Origin of the sequence: Enterococcus sp. M190262 (genome assembly GCF_005843965.1) — a bacterium.
Taxonomy (GTDB): domain Bacteria; phylum Bacillota; class Bacilli; order Lactobacillales; family Enterococcaceae; genus Enterococcus_D; species Enterococcus_D gallinarum.
Window position 1 is genome coordinate 465,884 of sequence record NZ_CP040461.1, and the last position, 18,889, is coordinate 484,772.

An 18,889-nucleotide genomic window follows, 5' to 3' on the forward strand; every position below is an offset into this window, starting at 1 on the left:
ACTTTGCTTCAAACAAAAATCAGTGTATCTACGCTTACTCTCCCATGACTTTCAAAAAAGCATTGCATCTAAAATTGTAAATTGATCAGCTGAAATAAAGCTGCTTCTTAGCTTCCTCGTCTTTCAATATTGTGGAGCAAGACAATCAATAACAGTTGGCGACAAAAAAAGACCAGCAAGGAATATCCCCAGCTGGATCCACAAATTGATATTTTTTACGTTTTAGCAGTTAGATCTGTTATCGATGCCAACAGACGGAACAAAAAATCCCGTTTATTGGTACAGTGCAGTTTTTTTCTTACCTGCCCATTCTTTGGTTCCATTCTTCTCGTAGCACACCGTATTTTACTGAGTCATAATAGTGTCCTTCCCAATAACGAACTCTACGGATTTGTGCTTCTTTCGTCATGCCCAGTTTTTCCCCAACCTTCATCATCCGGTGATTGCCTGACCAAGTCGTATATCCGATCCGTTGGATGAGTGGTTCTTGTTCAAATAAGAATGTGATCCACAAACGCATCGCATGACTACCGACCCCATGATTCCATAAAGTGGCATCATAGATTGCTACACCAAATTCAAGCCATTGATGCAGATTGCCATATTCCCAATATGCAGTGGCGATTCCTACAAGCCTTCCTTGATAATAAATAGCCTTCCGTAATGGATTATTTAAACAATTTTTGCCAAATCCATTTTTGAATTCTTCCCAGGTTAGGATAGGGTCCTGAAAATAAGGTCCATCCCACTTTTTCCACTCTAAGTCAGCTTTAGGACCATAACTGATCGACCAAAGAGCAGAAAGGTTTTCTTCGGTGATTGATTTCAATTGTATATGATTTTTCATCTTTCTCCTTTTCAAACATCAAACTGCTGAAAAATAAAACTGAAGCTACTTGTTTTTACCAAACAAACGTTGAAAAAAGCCATTTTTTTCGGACGCTGTTTCTTTGACTACCACTGTACCATCGGTGTCCTTCCACTTTCTCTGAAACGTAAGATTATCTTGTAAAAGTAATCCATTTAACTCGAGGATACCTTTTAACCCAGCAATCGTTCGGCGCAACTCACCGTCTTGTTGACCATAGAAATCCTTCTTCCCAGCATCTTCAAGTTCTTCTAGTTGCTGGATTAACTCTCGAAGTGTTTGAGCCTGATCTCCCAGAATAGCCGACATCTCTTCCGCTTGACGTTCTTCTATCGTTGGTGCCGTTTCGTAAATAGTCACTAAAGATAAACTATCGACATAATCCTTTAAGTCAAAAAGAAACGTTTGGCTTGCTTCATCTTCAACCATTGATGTTTTCATTAAATAGTTTTGTAACGCTTCCATTTGTTTTTGCTGAACGAGTAAATCTAACACTAAGGCCTCTGTGTCCATCGGTACCACCTCCTACTCTATTGTTGCGTTTTTCTTTTGCTTCGTCAAGAAAAGCTTCGAGAATAATGTTGAAAAACAGACGGGCTGAATAGTAATTGTTTTCTCTACTGTATATTACATTACATATCACATACCACTTCTTTTATAGTCAAATTTACTAGTTTCTGCACCACCCTACAGTTAACTCAATTCATTGTATCTCTCAACTACAAAAAATATCCCCTCGGCAGCTAAGATACCGAGGGGATTGGTGCATTCATTGCTTAGCCGTTATAAGCATCCACAATGATTTGTTTCAATTCAGAAATCAATGGTTCTTTAGGGTTCGCAGTTGTACATTGGTCTTCGTAAGCCAATTCAGCCATACGATCTACAGTTGCATCCAATACTTCTTGAGTCACGCCTTGTGCTTTCAAGTTCATATCGATACCAACGGATTTACCTAATTCGTAAACCGCAGTTGCTAATGCTTCAACTAGTTCCGCAGTTGTTTCTCCTTTAAGACCTAAGAATTTCGCAATGTCTGCGTAATCTGTGTCAGCACGGAAGAAATCATATTTAGGGAACATCGCATGTTTTTGAGGATCTTTGGCATTGTAACGGATAATATGCGGTAAAAGAATCGCATTGGTACGTCCGTGAGGAATACCATATTCTCCCCCAATTTTGTGAGCAACTGAGTGACAAATACCTAGGAATGCATTGGCGAAGGCCATACCTGCCATTGTTGATGCGTTATGCATTTTTTCGCGAGATTCCATATCCGGTGTTTTCACTGATTTTTCTAAGTAGTCAAAGACTAACTTGATTGCTTGTAAGCTCAACCCACGAGTGTAATCAGATGCCATTACCGACACATAAGATTCAATCGCATGGGTCAATACATCCATACCTGTATCTGCTGTTACAGAAGCAGGAACTGACATGACGAATTGAGGGTCAACGATCGCTACATCTGGTGTTAATGCGTAGTCTGCTAATGGGTATTTCACATGCGTATCGCTATCTGTGATAACCGCAAATGGGGTTACTTCAGAACCTGTACCGGAAGTTGTTGGGATACATACAAATTGAGTTTTTTCTGGTTTGTCGATCTTGTATGTCCGTTTACGGATATCCAAGAATTTTTGTTTTGCGCCAAAGAAAGATGTATCTGGGTGTTCATAGAACATCCACATGCCTTTCGCAGCATCCATTGCTGATCCACCACCAAGAGCGATTACTGTATCTGGTTTGAAATCAACCATCATCTTCGTTCCAGCATAAACGGTATTTGTTGATGGGTTTGGTTCTACATCTGAGAAGACTTCGATCTTCACATCGTTTTTGCGGCGAGCAAGAACTTCGCGAACGGTATCGCAGTAGCCGAATTGAACCATTCCTGGGTCACAAACGATCATGACACGTTCAACATTTTCCATTTTCTCTAAGTATAATAGAGAGTTCTTTTCAAAGAAGATTTTTGGCGGTAATTTAAACCATTGCATATTATTTCTCCGTTTCGCTACAGTTTTAACGTTGATCAAGTTCACAGCAGAAACATTACGAGAAACAGAGTTCTTTCCGTATGAACCACAACCAAGTGTCAATGAAGGGATCATTTCATTGTAGATATTACCGATACCACCTTCAGCAGATGGAGTATTCACCAAGATACGGCAAGCTTTCATGCGTAAGCCAAATGCCAATTGCAAATCTTCATTTTCTGTGTGGATAACCGCTGTATGTCCTAATCCACCTAAATCAAGCATAGCTTCACATTTTTGGAAAGCATCTTCTGTGTTGTTTGCTTTGATCATTGCTAGAACTGGAGAAAGTTTTTCGCGAGATAATGGGTAATCTGCACCCACGCCATCTAGTTCTGCAATCAATAGTTTCGTACCTTCAGGCACCTTGATGCCTGCTAATTTTGCGATCTCCATTGCTGAATGTCCAACAATTGCTGGATTTACAGCATATTTGCCTTCATTCATCACTGCATCTTCAAGTTTTTGCAATTCTTTTGGTTTTACCACGTATACTTGATGAGCTTCAAACTCTGCTTTAACAGCTGCATAGACTTCTTTATCAACGATCACTGCTTGTTCAGAAGCACAGATCATTCCGTTATCAAATGTTTTAGAAACGATCAAATCGTTGACCGCGCGTTTGATTTTTGCTGTTTTTTCGATGTAAGAAGGGACGTTACCTGGACCTACACCTAAGGCTGGTTTTCCTGTTGAGTATGCAGCTTTGACCATGCCTGCACCACCAGTTGCCAATACGATGGCGATTCCTGGGTGATTCATCAATAAGCCTGTTGCTTCGATTGATGGATGTTCGATCCATTGCACACAGTTTTCTGGTGCACCGGCTGCGATTGCTGCATCACGAACGATCCGCGCTGCTTCTGCTGAACATTTTTGAGCAGATGGATGGAAAGCAAACACGATTGGGTTCCGAGTCTTCAATGCGATCATTGCTTTAAAGATCGTTGTTGACGTTGGGTTCGTTGTTGGAGTTACCCCACAGACAACCCCGACTGGTTCAGCAATTTCGATCAACCCTTTTTGTTTGTCTTCATTGATCACGCCAACTGTTTTGTCATGTTTGATGCTATTCCAAATATATTCTGAAGCATACATATTTTTGATTGCTTTATCTTCATAGATTCCGCGACCCGTTTCTTCAACTGCCATTTTTGCAAGCGGCATATGTTTGTCTAAGGCTGCCATAGCCATTTCGTGTACGATATGGTCTACTTTCTCTTGATCAAAGTTTTCCATTTCTTTTAAGGCCACGTTTGCTTTTTTTGCAAGATCATCGATCATTGCTTGTACATCGATCGTCACTTCTTTTTCCAATGTCTTAGCCATTGTAATCCTCCTAGTTCGTTAACAATTTATTTGTTAATTACTTCACATACACATCATACAATAACTCTTTTCGTTTGTAAACAATTTCTGTGATTTTTTTCACAGTTTTTTAAAAATAAGTTAAATCAAGCGTTTTCAACATATCGAGTTATTTTAATCTGATGTTTAAGTGACTCGAGTATCCATGTGCTTTATTGAACAATCGTTGTTTTTATCAAGCTTTTTCCAAGAAAAAGAACCGATATATTTGATTGATTCTCAAATATATCGGTTCTTAGTATGATGGATACTGATTTTGGTTTTGCATTTACATAGATGAACAATAACACTCTATTGTCCAATTTTGAAGGAGCGTATTTCTTCAGAGGTGATTTTTTTCAAAAATTCACTCAATAGAATGATTGTTTGCAAATAATCTTCTTTGTGGATGATTAATCTTGAGGAATGCATATACCTTGTCGGAATCGATACTGTCATTGCAACAACTCCTGTCATTGCTTTATGGATGTTGCAAGCATCTGTCCCTCCAACAGTCATGAAGTCATGCCGATAAGGTAGTTTTTGTCTTACTGCAATCTCTTCCATTTTTGCAAGCAGTTCACTATTACCGATCGTTAGCGAATCCAAAACAGAGAGTACAGGACCTTTTCCCAGTTGCAATCCCCCTTGATCAAAGGGAGTGTCTACAGCGGTAGTGACATCTAACGCAATCGCCAAATCGGGCTTAATGCTGTGGGCAGCTGTACGGGCACCTCGTATACCGACTTCTTCTTGAGTCGTTGCCGCAAAGTAGACATCAACAGCTAGCTCTTCTTTGGCTAAAGCTTTCATGACCTCAATACAGACACCCACACAAACTCGATCATCCCACGCTTTCCCTAGCAAGTAATTCGGATCATTCATTTCACGAAAGACCGTCTTAGGTGTAACCATGTCGCCTACCATTATTCCTAACTGGCGAATATATTCAGCTGACGGAACCCCCATATCTAAATAAAATTCATTAGCTGGGATCACTTTATTCTTTTCTTCTGGCGGCATCCCGTGGGGCGCGCGACTTCCAATGACCCCTGTGTATTTCTTGCCTTCCATCGTTGTGACACGCATTTCCTGTGCGGGCATGACGTGTCCCCACCAGCCGCCTACCGGTAAGAGTTTCAAATAACCTTCCTTGGTGATTTTTCGAACTACGAAACCGACTTCGTCCATGTGGGCTGACAACATCACTTTGGGCGCATTCGCTTTAGAACTCTTTTTTACTAAGATCAATGAACCAAGGTTGTCATAAAAACAGGAATCAACTGCTCCTTCTGCATATTTCTTCACGATTCTTGATATTTCTTTTTCCCGGCCGCCGATACCATCGGCTTCACTTAATTCTTTTAGGATTTCTAAGTCTACAGCTCTCATAGGGATCGTCTCCTAGCGGTTTTCTTCTTTGAATGAAACAATCGCTGCTTCGTCTAAGTCTTTCAGAAAAAGATAGATGGCTTGACCGACTGTTTCATAATCTTCTTGCGAAACAACTTGAGCTGCTGTGTTCATATTTCTTACAGGCATGTTCATAAATAAGACTGGACATCCCGTCCGTAATTTGTTGAACCAAGCACCGTCTGAGTCTTCTAATGAGAAATAATATTGATATGGCAATGCTGCCTCTTCACAGATTTTTCTCAATTCTTCCATCGGCAACCGATTTGGCAAAACGGAAGGATCATAATATGTCAATAGAACTCCTTTTGAGAGTTCTCCTTGTACATCGCCAGCATCTTCCTGATAGTCCCAGGCTCGATTTGTATCTAGGATGATCGTTAGGTCTGGTGCAACCAGATTCGCTGCTGTTTGAGCACCTCTGGCACCGACTTGCTCCTGAACCGTACATCCAACATATAGATCAAAAGGGAAGCTGAGTTGATTTTCATAAATTTGACGTAACAAATCAATCGTTTGATTGACAGAAATCCGTCCATTCCAATTTGGAGCGATCCATTCTTTTCCATTTTTGCTGACAGTAAATTTGGGCGCAAATGTCACCATATCTCCCAAAGAAACTTCTTCTGACAATGCTTCCTCTTTTGAAGAAAAACCAAAATCTAGTAAAACGTCCTCTTTTCCCTGAACCTGGTTTGCTTTGTTTCGTCCTAAAATGACGCCTGGGAAGGCTTTCCCTTGTCGATTGTACAGGTGGACTTCCTGTCCCAATAAGCTATTCGGCTCGATTTTCCCCATTATCAGTCCGCGAATCAAGCCGGTTTCTTCGATTTTTTTGACAATAAACCCAAGTTCATCCATATGGGCAGTCACTAAAACAGTGGTTGGATTCTCTTTTTCAGATTTGATGACCCCATAGATCGAACCTAGGTTGTCATAGATGATTTCATCGCAGTAAGGTGCATAATACTCTTTCAATAATTTAGAGATTGTTTTTTCTCTTCCGGAAATTCCGGGAGTTTTGACCACTTTTTCGAGCTGATCCATTTGTCCCATCTGCTTTACCACTCCTTAGTAACAATGTTCCTTCACGTAATCCGTCGTATCTTTTTTCTCTGCTTTCAACTGACAAAGAGTCAACATTTCGTTCATTGCTTCTGTTAATCCAGTACCACCCTTTTTTGGCATTTTTACAATATCTACTTGATCTTTAAATCTTGTGATTGCCTCTTGGCATTCAATGGACATCGCCGAAACAGCAGGGATCTGAACCTTCTCTTCGACAACTTTCGCAACTTCAGCAGCCATTTCCCCGTATGTTTCATAATTAAAACATGGACCGCAAAGCAACACATCTGCGCCTAATTTCTGTACCATTGCGGCAATCTTTAAAGAAGATTCCTTCGCATGCTTTCGGTAATAGTCATCACCACAATAAATCGTGGCAAGAACCTCCATATTCTTTTCCTTTAATAACTTTTCGAACATTTTGACAGAACCAATCGCTGTCTTTTGCCCCCCTAATGGCTGATCCCCATGTTCTTTCCCACCAAGTCCGGCTTGAATTTGATCCAGCAAAAAGATTATTTTCATTGTGATCCCCCTTCTATAACAAGTGATCGATGGAAATATCATCAAACGACAATTCCAGTTCTTCACTTTTGGCTTGTTCTGCTTCCCGTTCATCCTTCAGGTATTGCTTGTCTAATGCCATAATGAATGGATAGTAGATCAAACAACCAATGGCTAATAGAATCAATTGCCAGACAGAGGCAACCAGACTTCCTGTACTCAAATACCCTGAGAAGCCGATCGGGGTCGTCCATGGCAATGAAACGCCGGTTGTATAAGGAATGATTCCTAGGTTGGTTACCAATGTTGATAAAAGCAGATTAACCATTGGAACAGCGATAAAAGGAATAATAATGATTGGATTCAATACGACTGGCAAACCAAAGATGATTGGCTCATTGATCCCGAAAATTCCAGGAACGAGCGAAAGTTTCCCTAGTTCTTTGATCCGTTTTGATTTACAGAAGAGGACCATGATGATTACAAGGGAAAGTGTAGAACCACCGCCGCCAAAGTTGGTAAAGAAGTTCGAAAATGGATCCGTGAAGATGTTTGGCAAATCTTTACCAGCTTGAAAGGCATCTAGGTTTTCCATGGTTAGAATTCTTAAGATCGGCGCAAATACAGAATTGGCTACCGCCGGACCATTAATCCCAAAGAACCAAAAAATCGTACAGGCTAAACTATAGACAATCTGTGCGGTTAATGTATTACCGGCTCCTTTTAATGGCATTTGCAAGACATTAAAGATAAAATCATGGACGGTACCAAAAGGGGTCATACCAAATAATATATTGATGACAAAAAATAAGAGCATGACTAGTGCACTTGGAATCAGCGCAGCAAAGGATTTCGTTACAGCAGGTGGAACCCCATCAGGCATCTTGATGGTCCAGCCTCGTTTTGTTGTATAAGCATAAATTTCTACAGAAATAAGTGCGACGAGCAAACCGACAAAAATCCCATTTGTTCCTAAGTGATCAAAAGAAAGCCCGCTAACTGGATCTGCCACTCCTTCAACGATCAGCTTATTTGGAGTTAAAATCAAAAACGCAATCACGGCTACCGCTGCCGCTTGGATGGGATCGGTTTTCTTTTCCCGTCCATAAGCATACGCCGTTCCTAGACATGAAAAGAAGCCAACTGTATTAAAGACAGAACCAGAAACCCGAGTGACCCACGACTCCCAACCTGTACCAAACATTCCTGCCCAAAACTCTGACCACCCTGGTATTGGAAAATTTGCGAACAGTAAGAAAATCGATCCTACAATCACTAATGGTGTCGTGATCAAAAAGCCATCACGCACTGCGATCAAAATTTTGTTCTGCCCTAACTTTACCGCAAGCGGCATCAACACATTTTCTAATTTATCGAACATTCCACTCTTCCTTTCGAGATCTTGCTCTTTGCAATCCTCTTTTTTTGAAATCATACCGGTGCTTTGATGCGTGCTTCATATGCATCAAGCCACTCTTGCGTGATCGGTGTGATCACCGTGGTTTGATCTGGACCAGGATTGGCCATATAAATAGCCGCTTCTTGGTCAGCTGTCGCAACGCTAAATGTAAATTCTACATTTGTTGCCACCCCCCATGCCCCATTTTTATCCAATGCTATCAACGAGAAGGCACCTGCTTTGCCATAACGTTTGCGTAATCGTTCTTCAAACCCATAAACAGCCCGGTCACAAGCGGCTTGTGGTGAAAGGCCTTCTCCCATCAAGCGGACGATTTCATAAGAAAGACAGCCTTTCATCAAATCTTCACCCAAACCTGTAGCGGCAGCTCCGCCAATCGTACTGTCTACATAAAATCCTGAGCCGGATAATGGCGAATCTCCCACTCGACCCTGTTTTTTCATGAACAAACCAGAGCTAGAGGTTCCGACTGCCATTTGCTGTTGCGTATCGAGAGCAACAACGCCAACCGTGTCATGGCCATCGTAAGGATCGAGGTTGGAAGCAGCGATTTCTGCTAATCGTTTTTCCCAGATTTTTTTTGCCCGATCGGTCAACATATTCTTACGTTCAAATCCAGCCAACATCGCGTATTCGGTGGCTCCTTGCCCTACTCGAAAGCTATTGAATTTCTCATCACTCAATTGGCGTGCAACTGAGATGGGATTGGCAACATCGGTAATCCCTGCAACGGCACCAATCTTAAATGTTTTACCATCCATAAAAGCGGCATCCATTTCGACGATTCCGCGTTCATTTGGCAATCCGCCATAACCAACTGATTTATAAAATGGATAATCTTCCACTGCTTTGATGGCAGTTTCTACTGCATCTTTGCATGACGCTTGTCCTTCTAAAAGTTCTTTGGCTGCCAGTACACCATCGTGTGCCATTCGCCAAGTTGCAATCATTCCCCACATATCTTTCCCTCCATCATTTGTAGCGCTTACAAGTATATTCTATATGGTATATACTAGTATGTCTATACTAAAAAACGAGTTTCTTTCAACTCTCATTGATTTATAAGAAACTCGTTTCGGATTAATTTTTTATTGTTGGGGATTCATCCAGGGCATTCTTATTCTGTTAATGCTTTGATGCTGCGCATGTAGATCTCTAAATTCATTCGTAAGTCAGCACTGTCCATGTACTCATTCTTATTGTGTGCAATCCCTTTTTGACCAGGAAAAGACGGACCAAATGCCAAGATATTCGGCATTTTGCGTGCATAGGTTGCCCCTGTTGTGGTTACTGGTTTAGGGTCATTGCCTGTGACTGTGTGATAAATCGTCGACAGTTTAGCTATTTCGGTTGATTCTTTGTCTCGGCAAAACCCGGGAATACTGCGAATGACTTCTAATTCGACACCGATAGGCAGTTGCCTTTTCAAACGGGACAACACGTCTGTTTCTGTAACAGTCACTGGGTAGCGAAAGGCAACTTCCATCACTAATCCTGTGAGAGACTTTTGTATCACGACAGGCGTCAAAATCAATTTACCAGAATCTTCATCAGCCAGCGCCAAGTCAATCCCTTCTCCAAAATGCTGCTGATGAAAGCTTTGACAGATCCAACGAAAATAAGATTGTATGGTTGGAGGAATAGTTTGTTTCTCAGCCAGTTGGGCTGCCAGGATCGTAATTGCATTTTCTCCCAATTCAGGAGCATTGCTTGGAGAACGTTTCCCTGTGACTTCAAACTTCTGACCGGCAATGCTTACACTCAAGTCGTCAGGAACATGGTCTCGGAATTGATCCCCCTGAAACGAAGTGAGTTGCTGTAGTTCATCGTCTGGCAGCGGAAAATGGAGCGCTACATTGACGACCCCTCGTTCGCCATAGACTACCGGATACTTACAATCTGGCGTAAATCCGAACACAGGTGGTTGTTCTGCGGCCAAATAATGAGGAACATCCGACATACCACTTTCTTCATCCGTACCGAAAATGATCCGCAGATTTTTTTTCGGTCGGTGCCCTAATTCTTTCAATAATTTCATCCCATAAAGGCAACTAATGATTGGTCCTTTGTTGTCTAGAATTCCCCGACCATAAAGGCGGCCGTCTTTTTCGCTTAAATCAAACGGCGAAAAATCCCAGTCTGAACCCGCAGGCACCACATCGAGATGTCCCAGGATACCGATGTAGTCTGACCCTTCTGGTCCCCACTGTGCATAGCCGATCGCATCATCGATCACCTTTGTTTCAAATCCAAAAGCGGCACTTTTTTCCATTACCAAAGACAAAACTCGCCGAGTTTCCGTACCATAGGGCGCCTGTGGCATAGGTTCAGATTTGACACTAGGAACTTGCATGACTTGTTTGAGTAAGTTTAGAAAATCCAGCCAGTTTTCCTCAATGGCTGTGCTGATTTGATCCATTTTTGCCACCCCTTATTTTTGACGTACCAATGTATTTTTAAAGGTATATTTATCTGCACGATAAAAAGATGTATCGAACAAGATCGGTTTCGCAGAAGGGGAATAAGTCATCGAATGGACGAGAAGCATTGGTTCCTCTTCGGATACATGCAATAGCTTGGCAATGTCTGGCGGACTTTTGACCGCTTCCACTTCTTGATGGGAATAACCAATCTCAATGTTGGCTTCGATCACTTCATATAAAGAAGACTCTAACTGATCTTTGGTGATTTCGCCGGACTCTTTTTCTAAATAACGCTTCAATACATAGAGGTTCTCCACCGTCATCGGTTCATCATCAAAATAACGCAAGCGAGTCAGATACACCATTGGTTCTTTCCCATAGTTACCGAACATCTGTCGGATCTTAGTCGGTAATTCTTTCACTGTCTCTACTTGTAAGACTTCGGTTCGGGTCTTTTTCCCTTGGGCTTTGGCCGTTTCGGTGAAGCTTTGCAATCCGCCAGATCCACTCTGGATCTTTGGCTGCTTCATCACATACGTTCCTTTGCCTTTTTCTTTGACTAGGATATTTTGGGTGATCAGAAGATCGATGGCTTTGCGGACAGTTAGCCGACTGCATTGAAATTCTTCCGCTAAATCATAATCAGAAGGCAGCTTCTGACTCGTTACATAAGTGCCATCATTGACACGTTGGGCGATTTTATCTGCTACTTCCTGAAAAACGGCTTGTTTTTTCACTTGATTCCCTACTTTCTACTCTACCATTCATAAAATGGACGATTCGCACTCACACCAGAAGCCACACTAACAAAGGCCTGGTTGTCGACGGATTGAATCATCCCTTCAACTGTCTTTAATTCTTTTTGGGAGATGACTAAAAGCAACAATTTCTTCTGTTGATGATCAAAGCCCCCCTCAACATCATTGATCACTGTGATCCCTCGCTGAAGTGCACATTGTAATGTTGCAATGACACCTTCTGCTTTTTCGGTTACTACTAGTAATTGCACACGCCTTTGCTTGAGATTCACGTAGTCTACCATTCGACCACTGATAAAGAAAGAGATTGCACTATAAAAAGCGTACGGCCAGCCAAAAATCATTCCAGCAACGAGTTGGAGACTGACATTGAAAAAGATAAAGAAACTGCCAATACTTTTGCCGGTCATTCTCTTCACTAAGATCCCTAAAATATCTAATCCTCCTGTGGAAAAATCATCGTTTAAAGTCAGACCAACGGAAAACCCATGGAGCACCCCGCCAAAAACAGCGCAGATGACTGGATCTGTAGTCAATGTGACAACTGGGACCACCTTCATCATAACAGATGAGAGGAAGACAGTACAAACCGTCATAAGCGCGAAATCACGATCGATTTTGCACCATGCAATCGCTAACAATGGCGCGTTAAAAAATAAGACCAACACAGGGATTGAACACTCGATACCAAAGTATACTTCCAAGAGCTGCGACAATAATTGTGAAAGTCCAGTAATTCCACTGGCAAATATATTTCCTGGCAGCCAGAACATATTCAATGCGATGGATGATAACAGTGCATAAATGAGTGCAACAGCTAATCGTTTTATTCTTTTTGGCATAAGCATCTCCTTCCGCTTCGATTATAGTATATATCATTAAGTATATACTGTCATCAAAAAACTTATTTTCTTTAAAGAAACCGCCTTTGCTGATCCATAGTCTTTCTCAGGATCGAGGGGTAAAATTTATCCTGACATGCGGGCTGGAAAAAGAGAGTAAAATACTTGAAAACTGACTAATTTTGACTAAAATAATAATTGGAAAGAAAATTAAAGAAAGGATTGATTATTATGTCACATGAGATTGAACCTCGTCGCTCAGATGCCTATAGTATGACACCTTTTAATTTCTTCGAAGATTTTGGTCGCAGTTTTTTTGATGGTTTTAAAGCGAACATGATCAAAACAGATATTCACGAAAATGATTCGGAATATCTCGTTGAAGCAGAGCTGCCTGGTATTCCTAAAGAAAATATTCAAGTCACTTATGAGAATGGTATTTTGACGATTGCTGGTCAACATCAATCGGATACTACGACTGAAGATAAAAAAGGAAAACTAGTACGCAGCGAGCGTAGTTTAACAAGTGTTCGTCGCCAATATTTGCTAGAAAATGTCAAAGAAGACGACATCAAAGCTTCTTATTCTGAAGGTATTCTTAAATTGACTTTGCCAAAAGATGATCACGGCAAAGAACCTAAGAAAACCATTCCGATCGAGTAGCAGCATCACTTTTACCAAACAAACAGCCCCCTTAACAGAAATGCTTGTTAAGGGGGCTATTAATGTAGAAAAGGACCTGTTCTCCAAGCCTTGCTTGCTGATTTTTTTGCTCTCGCTAAAGAACAAGCGAAATCTGGACAAACGCCACTCTATAAAAAAGAGGCTGGGACAGAGGTGCTAAACTCCTAGAAATAAGAAGGAATACGCGGAAATTGCTTCTCAAATTTTGGGGTATTTCGACTTGTTTCCGAAGGAGTTGCTTCTGCTCCCACCATCTAGACGTGTTTAGAGCGTGGGACAAAAGTAAAAAAACTTTTGTCCCACGCTCTAGTCCTAGCTGTCTTTGTCAGACGGATCGAAAAAAATTATTCTTTTGTATCGTCTGCTTTTGTTTCATCAACAACATCAGCTGGTTCGATTTCAGTTGCAACAGATGCACCAGTACCAGGTATCACGGTACGAATCGCTGCCCGATCGAACTCTAAGAAAATACCTTCACAGTCGATGACAACTGTACTCTTGTCCGTATTTACTTCAGAAAGAACGCCATGAAGTCCGCCAATTGTTACTACGCGATCTCCAGCCTTCATATTTTCCAATAAGTTTTTTCGTTCTTGCTGTTGTTTCTTTTGTGAACGGCTCATGAAGAACCACATTGCCACCAAAGCAACAAGCATAAAGAGCATTGGTAAAGATTGTGCCATTTTTTTCACCTCGATTTTTTTACTTTTCTATAGATACTTTATCAGAATCTGACGTGTATTCCTACCGTTTTACCAGAATAAATTAGAAATTTTTGGCATTTTCTTTATTGAAGCCATATTCTTCGAAGAAATGTTGCCGGAATTCCAGCAAGTTGTCATCCATGATCGCTTGACGGACTTGTTTCATCACATTCAACAAGAAATAAACATTGTGATAAGAAGTTAATCGGATCCCGAATGTTTCATCACATTTGATCAAATGACGAATATACGCCCGTGAATAATTCTTACAAGTATAACAATCACAGTTTTCATCAATTGGTCGGAAATCTCGGGCAAATTGGGCATTCTTCACGACTAAACGACCTTTAGACGTCATACATGTTCCGTTACGGGCGATTCGAGTCGGCAATACGCAGTCAAACATATCGACCCCGCGAATAACGCCGTCGATCAGAGAATCTGCGGCTCCTACCCCCATCAGATAGCGAGGTTTGTGGTCAGGGATCCATGGTGTGGTAAATTCCAAGACGCGATTCATTTCAGCTTTTGGCTCGCCTACTGACAAACCGCCAATCGAATAACCAGGAAAGTCCATGCTGATCAAATCTTGCGCACTTTGTTTCCGTAAATCTTCAAAACCGGCCCCTTGAATGATCCCGAACAGGCCTTGAGAATCTGGATTGGCATGAGCTTTCAATCCGCGTTCTGCCCAGCGAGAAGTCCGCTCTACTGATTTTTTGACATAATCATAGCTTTCATCGAATGGCGGACATTCATCAAAACTCATCATGATATCCGAACCTAGTTTGTTTTGGATATTGATAGCTTTTTCTGGTGAAAGGAACATTTTTGAACCGTTTAGATGGTTCTTGAAATGGACACCTTCTTCAACAATATTTCGCATATCTGCTAGTGAGAAGACTTGGAAGCCACCAGAATCGGTTAGAATCGGCTGATCCCAATTCATAAACTTATGCAGCCCACCTGCTTCGGCCACTAGATCTTCTCCTGGTCGCAGCCATAAGTGATATGTATTACTTAAAATGACACCAGCGCCCATGGCTTTCAGTTCTTCCGGTGCAAGGGTCTTAACAGTAGCTAAAGTTCCTACAGGCATAAACATTGGCGTTGGAAAAGTGCCATGCGGTGTGATCAATTCACCTAAACGGGCACCTGTATGTTTCTCTTTCTTGATCAGACGATAACGAATGGCAGGTTGCGACATTCATTTCCCTACTTTCTTTATAGACTCGATTAACTGTGCAACGCTATTAATGATAAGGGTTGCGTTAGGAATTTGCAAGAAGGTTTCAGCTTCTCTTCCTCTTTTTCAAAAAAACTTTCCTTTCTTTGCTTTATTTTTTGTACAATCCATGCTCATTTGCTATCATGTTAAACAGATAGAAAGGAGGTTTTTTTATGAAAACTAGAGGACAACTAAAAAGTGAAGCCAAATCCGTTCTGAATGGACGCTGGAAAGATAGCGTATTGATGTGCTTGGTCCCTACGTTGATCTCTATTGCTTTTGCTGTTGTGATCGTAGTGATTGTTGTGTTGCCTTTGATGGCATTAAGTCAAAATGGTGCCTTTGATAGTCAATCCATCAATGAAGCGTCGAACTCAACTGGCGGTAGTGGCGGTGGCTTGATCAGCGGATTATTCTCAGCATTGTTTGGTGCCGGGATTTCTTGGACATTCCTTGATTTGTTACGCGGCAATAAACAAGAGATTCGTCCATTTTCTGATGTCTTTCGTGGATTTAGCGGTGTATTCGCACTTGGTATCATTGTCATCTATATTTTATCAACGATTTTCGTTAGTTTATGGGCATTATTATTTGTGATTCCAGGAATCATCAAATCCTATTCCTACTCACAAGCATACTTCATCTACTATGATACCTATGAGCAAACAGGTACACGGCCAGATTTTCTTGCTTGCATCACGGCTAGCCGCCGATTGATGAAAGGGTATAAAGGAAAACTGTTCTTACTTGATTTGAGTTTTATTGGCTGGCACATTCTAGCCATTATCACAGCTGGTATCGGGTATCTTTGGTTGACACCTTATATCAGTGCTACCAAAGCAGCCTTTTATGAAAACTTGCCAAAACAGACATTAGCTTAAAAAAAGGACCTTACTTTGACATATCAAAGTAAGGTCCTTTTTGATTGAATGAAAAATTGTTCTCAACGCAATGTTTCTTCCGTTAATTGACACGTTTTGCTTCCACAGCATCTTTGACTGAATTCGCAACGATTTTGGCTACTCCTTCTTGGAAAGCATCCGGAATAATGTTTGTTGGTGACAGCTCCTCGTCTGGAATCAAGCTAGCAATTCCTTTTGCTGCGGCAATCTGCATCTCAACCGTGATTTTGCGGGCTTGAGCATCTAAAGCTCCTCGGAAAATACCAGGAAAAGCCAACACATTGTTGATTTGATTAGGAAAATCACTGCGTCCAGTACCAACGATATAGGCACCTCCTGCTAAGGCTTCGTCTGGGAAGATTTCCGGTACTGGATTAGCCATAGCAAAAATCACAGGCTTATCTCCCATCTCAGCGATCCATTCCTTCTTCAGTGCTCCTGGAGCAGAAACACCAATGAAGATATCAGCACCTTTCAATGCTGTCTGCAAATCACCAGAAAGATGGTCACGGTTTGTCACTTTAGCAATCTCTGCGTGATGAGGTGGTAACTGATCATTTTCTTCATTCAAAATCCCCACCTTGTCTACGACAATGACATTTTTTGCACCAGCTGCCAAAAACTTACGAGTAATAGAAAGTCCAGCAGAACCACCGCCATTGACAACGATTTTGGCTTCTGCTAGTGATTTGCCAATCAATTTCAGGCTGTTGAAAGCAGCCGCTAAGACAACTATCGCCGTCCCATGCTGGTCATCATGGAAAATCGGGATCGCACACTCTTCGATCAGCCGCTGTTCGATTTCGAAGCAACGCGGCGCACTGATATCTTCTAAGTTGATTCCACCAAAGGTCGGTGCAATTGCTTTGACGATCGCAATGATCTCTTCTGTCTCTTGAGTATCTAAAACGATAGGAATAGCATCTACATCTGCAAATCGCTTGAACAAAGCGGCTTTCCCTTCCATGACCGGCATTGCTGCTTCTGCTCCAATATTACCAAGACCTAACACAGCAGAACCATCGCTTACAACAGCGACTGTGTTTTTCTTTGTTGTCAATGAATAGGCCAGCTGTTTATCTTCTGCGATCGCGGAAGATACGGCAGCGACACCCGGAGTGTAGGCAATGCTTAAGTCTCTTCGATTTTCAATCGCCACTTTTGATACTACTTCCAATTTACCGCCATGTTCTTTGGCTTGTTGCAAAGCGATTTCTTTTACATCTTTTGACATGATTCGTTCCTCCAATAGTTGATCGTTTTTTCTATTTTTTATTAAAAAATCATTCGCAAGATTGCGGTCATGGCAATCACTGTGATGGCGCCGCCTAAACGGGTAGCTACTTGGGCAAAAGGCATCAAGTTCATACGGTCAGCGGTACTTAAGATCGCTACGTCTCCTGTGCCTCCCATACCGCTTTGACAAGCAGAAATAATCGCGGCTTCGATGGGATACATGTTCATGAAACGTGATACGACGAACCCGGTGGCAATTACCGTGAACACTACACTGATGACGACTAAGAAATAAGAGACACTCAGTGTTCCCACAACGTCTTTCAATGGAATATACAACAATCCTAAACCAGCCAGCAATGGGAAAGTAAAGTTGCCGGAAATAAATTTATACAATTGTTTGGAGCCATGTTGTGTTTCTGCCGGCACCACATTCAAGTATTTCAAAAAAGCGGCTAAGACAATCATCAATACAGGACCAGGAAACCCAGTCAAATGCTGCAGTAAACTACCAGCAATGAACAGTGTACAAGCGGTCAGCACACCAGCGCCCATTTTCTTGATATCAAAAGCGCCGGAATCATCTTTTAACGCATCTGCCATGTCATCATCATTTTTCATTTTGACCAATTGTCCACCCCCAGAAAGATCTGGTCGTTTTTCTCCCCAGCGAGAGAGCAATGCGGTACACATGATCGCGAAGAAATTACCAATGATCGTTGCTGGAATCAGTTGTGCGACCAGTTGTTCACTCCCCATACCAGTAATGGCACTGTAGCCTAGTGATAAAGGCAAAATTCCTTCACCGATCCCGCCAGCTAACACTGGAGTAACGATGAAAAACAACGTATGTTGCCATTCTAAACCTAATAATACACCAACTAGCGTACCAACACCCATGGCGCAGATCATCCCGATCATCATGGGAATAATCATCCGCATCAAACCTTGGACTAAGATTTTGCGATTCATCCCTAAAATGCTGCCGCAAACTAAACAAGCAATATAAAAATATAAGAAGTTGGCTTGCTTCATCAAAATATCGGCAGACTCAAGAATATTCGGATTGACTAAGTTGAAGAAAACCAAAATAGATGGAACCAATAAAGATAAAATTGCCGGACCACCGAAATTCTTGATAAAAGGAATAGTGGCACCAATCGTTCCTAATAACCACCCTAAAGTCAAAATGACCGCAAAACCACCTAGCATATTTACGGGTAATTGTTGTAACAGACCCGTGACTACGATGACTGTTGATAAAACAATGTATACTGGCAGCGGAACTGATCCAATTTTGATTTTCATCCACCGATCAATTAGCTTCTCTTCTTTTGCTTTAGATTCAACCTGTTCTCTCGCCACATGGGGTTCGATATGCTTTTCCATTTTGCTTTCCTCCTAAATTGATCTACTAGTTCTACGAGTACCTCGTTACACACAGATTAAAGCA

General features: G+C 41.6%; 17 protein-coding genes. 2 read left to right on the forward strand and 15 right to left on the reverse strand.

The genetic code is table 11. The annotated features are described in order from the left end of the window. Positions 1–298: 298 nt before the first annotated feature. The 11 genes from FE005_RS02055 to FE005_RS02105 form a co-directional block, all read right to left on the reverse strand. Entirely contained in the window at positions 299–847 is a 549-nt protein-coding gene (locus tag FE005_RS02055) for a GNAT family N-acetyltransferase (RefSeq protein WP_138371239.1), read from the reverse strand. A 45-nt stretch (positions 848–892) separates the two neighbouring features. Further along, entirely contained in the window at positions 893–1,381 is a 489-nt protein-coding gene (locus tag FE005_RS02060) for a hypothetical protein (protein WP_138371240.1), read from the reverse strand. 263 nt (positions 1,382–1,644) lie between these two features. Then, the gene (adhE, locus tag FE005_RS02065) at positions 1,645–4,236 is read right to left on the reverse strand and encodes a bifunctional acetaldehyde-CoA/alcohol dehydrogenase (RefSeq protein ID WP_005470221.1); all 2,592 of its coding nucleotides are present in this window, start codon (positions 4,234–4,236) and stop codon (positions 1,645–1,647) included. 330 nt (positions 4,237–4,566) lie between these two features. After that, positions 4,567–5,646 (reverse strand): M42 family metallopeptidase, encoded by a 1,080-nt coding sequence (locus FE005_RS02070; RefSeq protein WP_081131884.1) that lies wholly within the window; start codon positions 5,644–5,646, stop codon positions 4,567–4,569. A 12-nt stretch (positions 5,647–5,658) separates the two neighbouring features. After that, the gene (locus FE005_RS02075; RefSeq protein ID WP_005470220.1) at positions 5,659–6,723 is read right to left on the reverse strand and encodes a M42 family metallopeptidase; all 1,065 of its coding nucleotides are present in this window, start codon (positions 6,721–6,723) and stop codon (positions 5,659–5,661) included. 15 nt (positions 6,724–6,738) lie between these two features. After that, positions 6,739–7,260 carry a GrdB-related putative oxidoreductase gene (locus tag FE005_RS02080; protein ID WP_138371241.1) on the reverse strand — a complete coding sequence of 174 codons (522 nt, stop codon included), beginning with the start codon at positions 7,258–7,260 and terminating at the stop codon, positions 6,739–6,741. 13 nt (positions 7,261–7,273) lie between these two features. Beyond that, positions 7,274–8,620 carry a PTS sugar transporter subunit IIC gene (locus FE005_RS02085; RefSeq protein ID WP_060813153.1) on the reverse strand — a complete coding sequence of 449 codons (1,347 nt, stop codon included), beginning with the start codon at positions 8,618–8,620 and terminating at the stop codon, positions 7,274–7,276. Between the two features lie 50 nt (positions 8,621–8,670). Further along, positions 8,671–9,618: a N(4)-(beta-N-acetylglucosaminyl)-L-asparaginase gene (locus FE005_RS02090; protein ID WP_138371242.1), complete on the reverse strand. Its 948-nt coding sequence runs from the start codon at positions 9,616–9,618 to the stop codon at positions 8,671–8,673. A gap of 158 nt (positions 9,619–9,776) precedes the next feature. Beyond that, entirely contained in the window at positions 9,777–11,078 is a 1,302-nt protein-coding gene (locus FE005_RS02095) for a Sapep family Mn(2+)-dependent dipeptidase (protein WP_138371243.1), read from the reverse strand. Positions 11,079–11,090: 12 nt separating this feature from the next. After that, complete coding sequence (locus FE005_RS02100) at positions 11,091–11,819, reverse strand: GntR family transcriptional regulator, LSA1692 subfamily (protein ID WP_003128274.1); 729 nt, start codon at positions 11,817–11,819, stop codon at positions 11,091–11,093. Between the two features lie 20 nt (positions 11,820–11,839). Continuing rightward, entirely contained in the window at positions 11,840–12,682 is an 843-nt protein-coding gene (locus FE005_RS02105; RefSeq protein WP_138371244.1) for a YitT family protein, read from the reverse strand. Positions 12,683–12,913: 231 nt separating this feature from the next. Here FE005_RS02105 and FE005_RS02110 point away from each other — a divergent pair, with 231 nt between their 5' ends. Then, positions 12,914–13,345, forward strand: coding sequence for an Hsp20/alpha crystallin family protein (locus FE005_RS02110; protein WP_003128269.1), 432 nt, complete (start codon positions 12,914–12,916; stop codon positions 13,343–13,345). Positions 13,346–13,710: 365 nt separating this feature from the next. Here FE005_RS02110 and yajC read toward each other — a convergent pair whose 3' ends face one another. Both yajC and tgt read right to left on the reverse strand, forming a co-directional pair. Beyond that, complete coding sequence (gene yajC / locus FE005_RS02115; RefSeq protein WP_138371245.1) at positions 13,711–14,049, reverse strand: preprotein translocase subunit YajC; 339 nt, start codon at positions 14,047–14,049, stop codon at positions 13,711–13,713. 82 nt (positions 14,050–14,131) lie between these two features. After that, positions 14,132–15,277, reverse strand: a complete 1,146-nt coding sequence (tgt, locus tag FE005_RS02120; RefSeq protein ID WP_138371246.1) for a tRNA guanosine(34) transglycosylase Tgt — start codon at positions 15,275–15,277, stop codon at positions 14,132–14,134. Between the two features lie 194 nt (positions 15,278–15,471). Here tgt and FE005_RS02125 point away from each other — a divergent pair, with 194 nt between their 5' ends. Then, the gene (locus FE005_RS02125) at positions 15,472–16,179 is read left to right on the forward strand and encodes a DUF975 family protein (RefSeq protein WP_003128265.1); all 708 of its coding nucleotides are present in this window, start codon (positions 15,472–15,474) and stop codon (positions 16,177–16,179) included. 82 nt (positions 16,180–16,261) lie between these two features. Here the strand turns inward: FE005_RS02125 and FE005_RS02130 are convergent, their stop codons facing one another. Both FE005_RS02130 and FE005_RS02135 read right to left on the reverse strand, forming a co-directional pair. Further along, complete coding sequence (locus tag FE005_RS02130) at positions 16,262–17,437, reverse strand: NADP-dependent malic enzyme (protein ID WP_138372184.1); 1,176 nt, start codon at positions 17,435–17,437, stop codon at positions 16,262–16,264. 38 nt (positions 17,438–17,475) lie between these two features. Beyond that, positions 17,476–18,744, reverse strand: a complete 1,269-nt coding sequence (locus tag FE005_RS02135) for a 2-hydroxycarboxylate transporter family protein (protein WP_254697008.1) — start codon at positions 18,742–18,744, stop codon at positions 17,476–17,478. Between the last annotated feature and the right edge of the window lie 145 nt (positions 18,745–18,889).

Excerpts from the sequence above, each read along its gene's own strand:
- FE005_RS02055 (WP_138371239.1), bottom strand. The coding sequence starts at position 847 with ATGAAAAATCATATACAATTGAAATCAATCACCGAAGAAAACCTTTCT.
- FE005_RS02060 (WP_138371240.1), bottom strand. The coding sequence starts at position 1,381 with ATGGACACAGAGGCCTTAGTGTTAGATTTACTCGTTCAGCAAAAACAA.
- adhE (WP_005470221.1), bottom strand. The coding sequence starts at position 4,236 with ATGGCTAAGACATTGGAAAAAGAAGTGACGATCGATGTACAAGCAATG.
- FE005_RS02070 (WP_081131884.1), bottom strand. The coding sequence starts at position 5,646 with ATGAGAGCTGTAGACTTAGAAATCCTAAAAGAATTAAGTGAAGCCGAT.
- FE005_RS02075 (WP_005470220.1), bottom strand. The coding sequence starts at position 6,723 with ATGGGACAAATGGATCAGCTCGAAAAAGTGGTCAAAACTCCCGGAATT.
- FE005_RS02080 (WP_138371241.1), bottom strand. The coding sequence starts at position 7,260 with ATGAAAATAATCTTTTTGCTGGATCAAATTCAAGCCGGACTTGGTGGG.
- FE005_RS02085 (WP_060813153.1), bottom strand. The coding sequence starts at position 8,620 with ATGTTCGATAAATTAGAAAATGTGTTGATGCCGCTTGCGGTAAAGTTA.
- FE005_RS02090 (WP_138371242.1), bottom strand. The coding sequence starts at position 9,618 with ATGTGGGGAATGATTGCAACTTGGCGAATGGCACACGATGGTGTACTG.
- FE005_RS02095 (WP_138371243.1), bottom strand. The coding sequence starts at position 11,078 with ATGGATCAAATCAGCACAGCCATTGAGGAAAACTGGCTGGATTTTCTA.
- FE005_RS02105 (WP_138371244.1), bottom strand. The coding sequence starts at position 12,682 with ATGCCAAAAAGAATAAAACGATTAGCTGTTGCACTCATTTATGCACTG.
- FE005_RS02110 (WP_003128269.1), top strand. The coding sequence starts at position 12,914 with ATGTCACATGAGATTGAACCTCGTCGCTCAGATGCCTATAGTATGACA.
- yajC (WP_138371245.1), bottom strand. The coding sequence starts at position 14,049 with ATGGCACAATCTTTACCAATGCTCTTTATGCTTGTTGCTTTGGTGGCA.
- tgt (WP_138371246.1), bottom strand. The coding sequence starts at position 15,277 with ATGTCGCAACCTGCCATTCGTTATCGTCTGATCAAGAAAGAGAAACAT.
- FE005_RS02125 (WP_003128265.1), top strand. The coding sequence starts at position 15,472 with ATGAAAACTAGAGGACAACTAAAAAGTGAAGCCAAATCCGTTCTGAAT.
- FE005_RS02135 (WP_254697008.1), bottom strand. The coding sequence starts at position 18,744 with ATGAAAATCAAAATTGGATCAGTTCCGCTGCCAGTATACATTGTTTTA.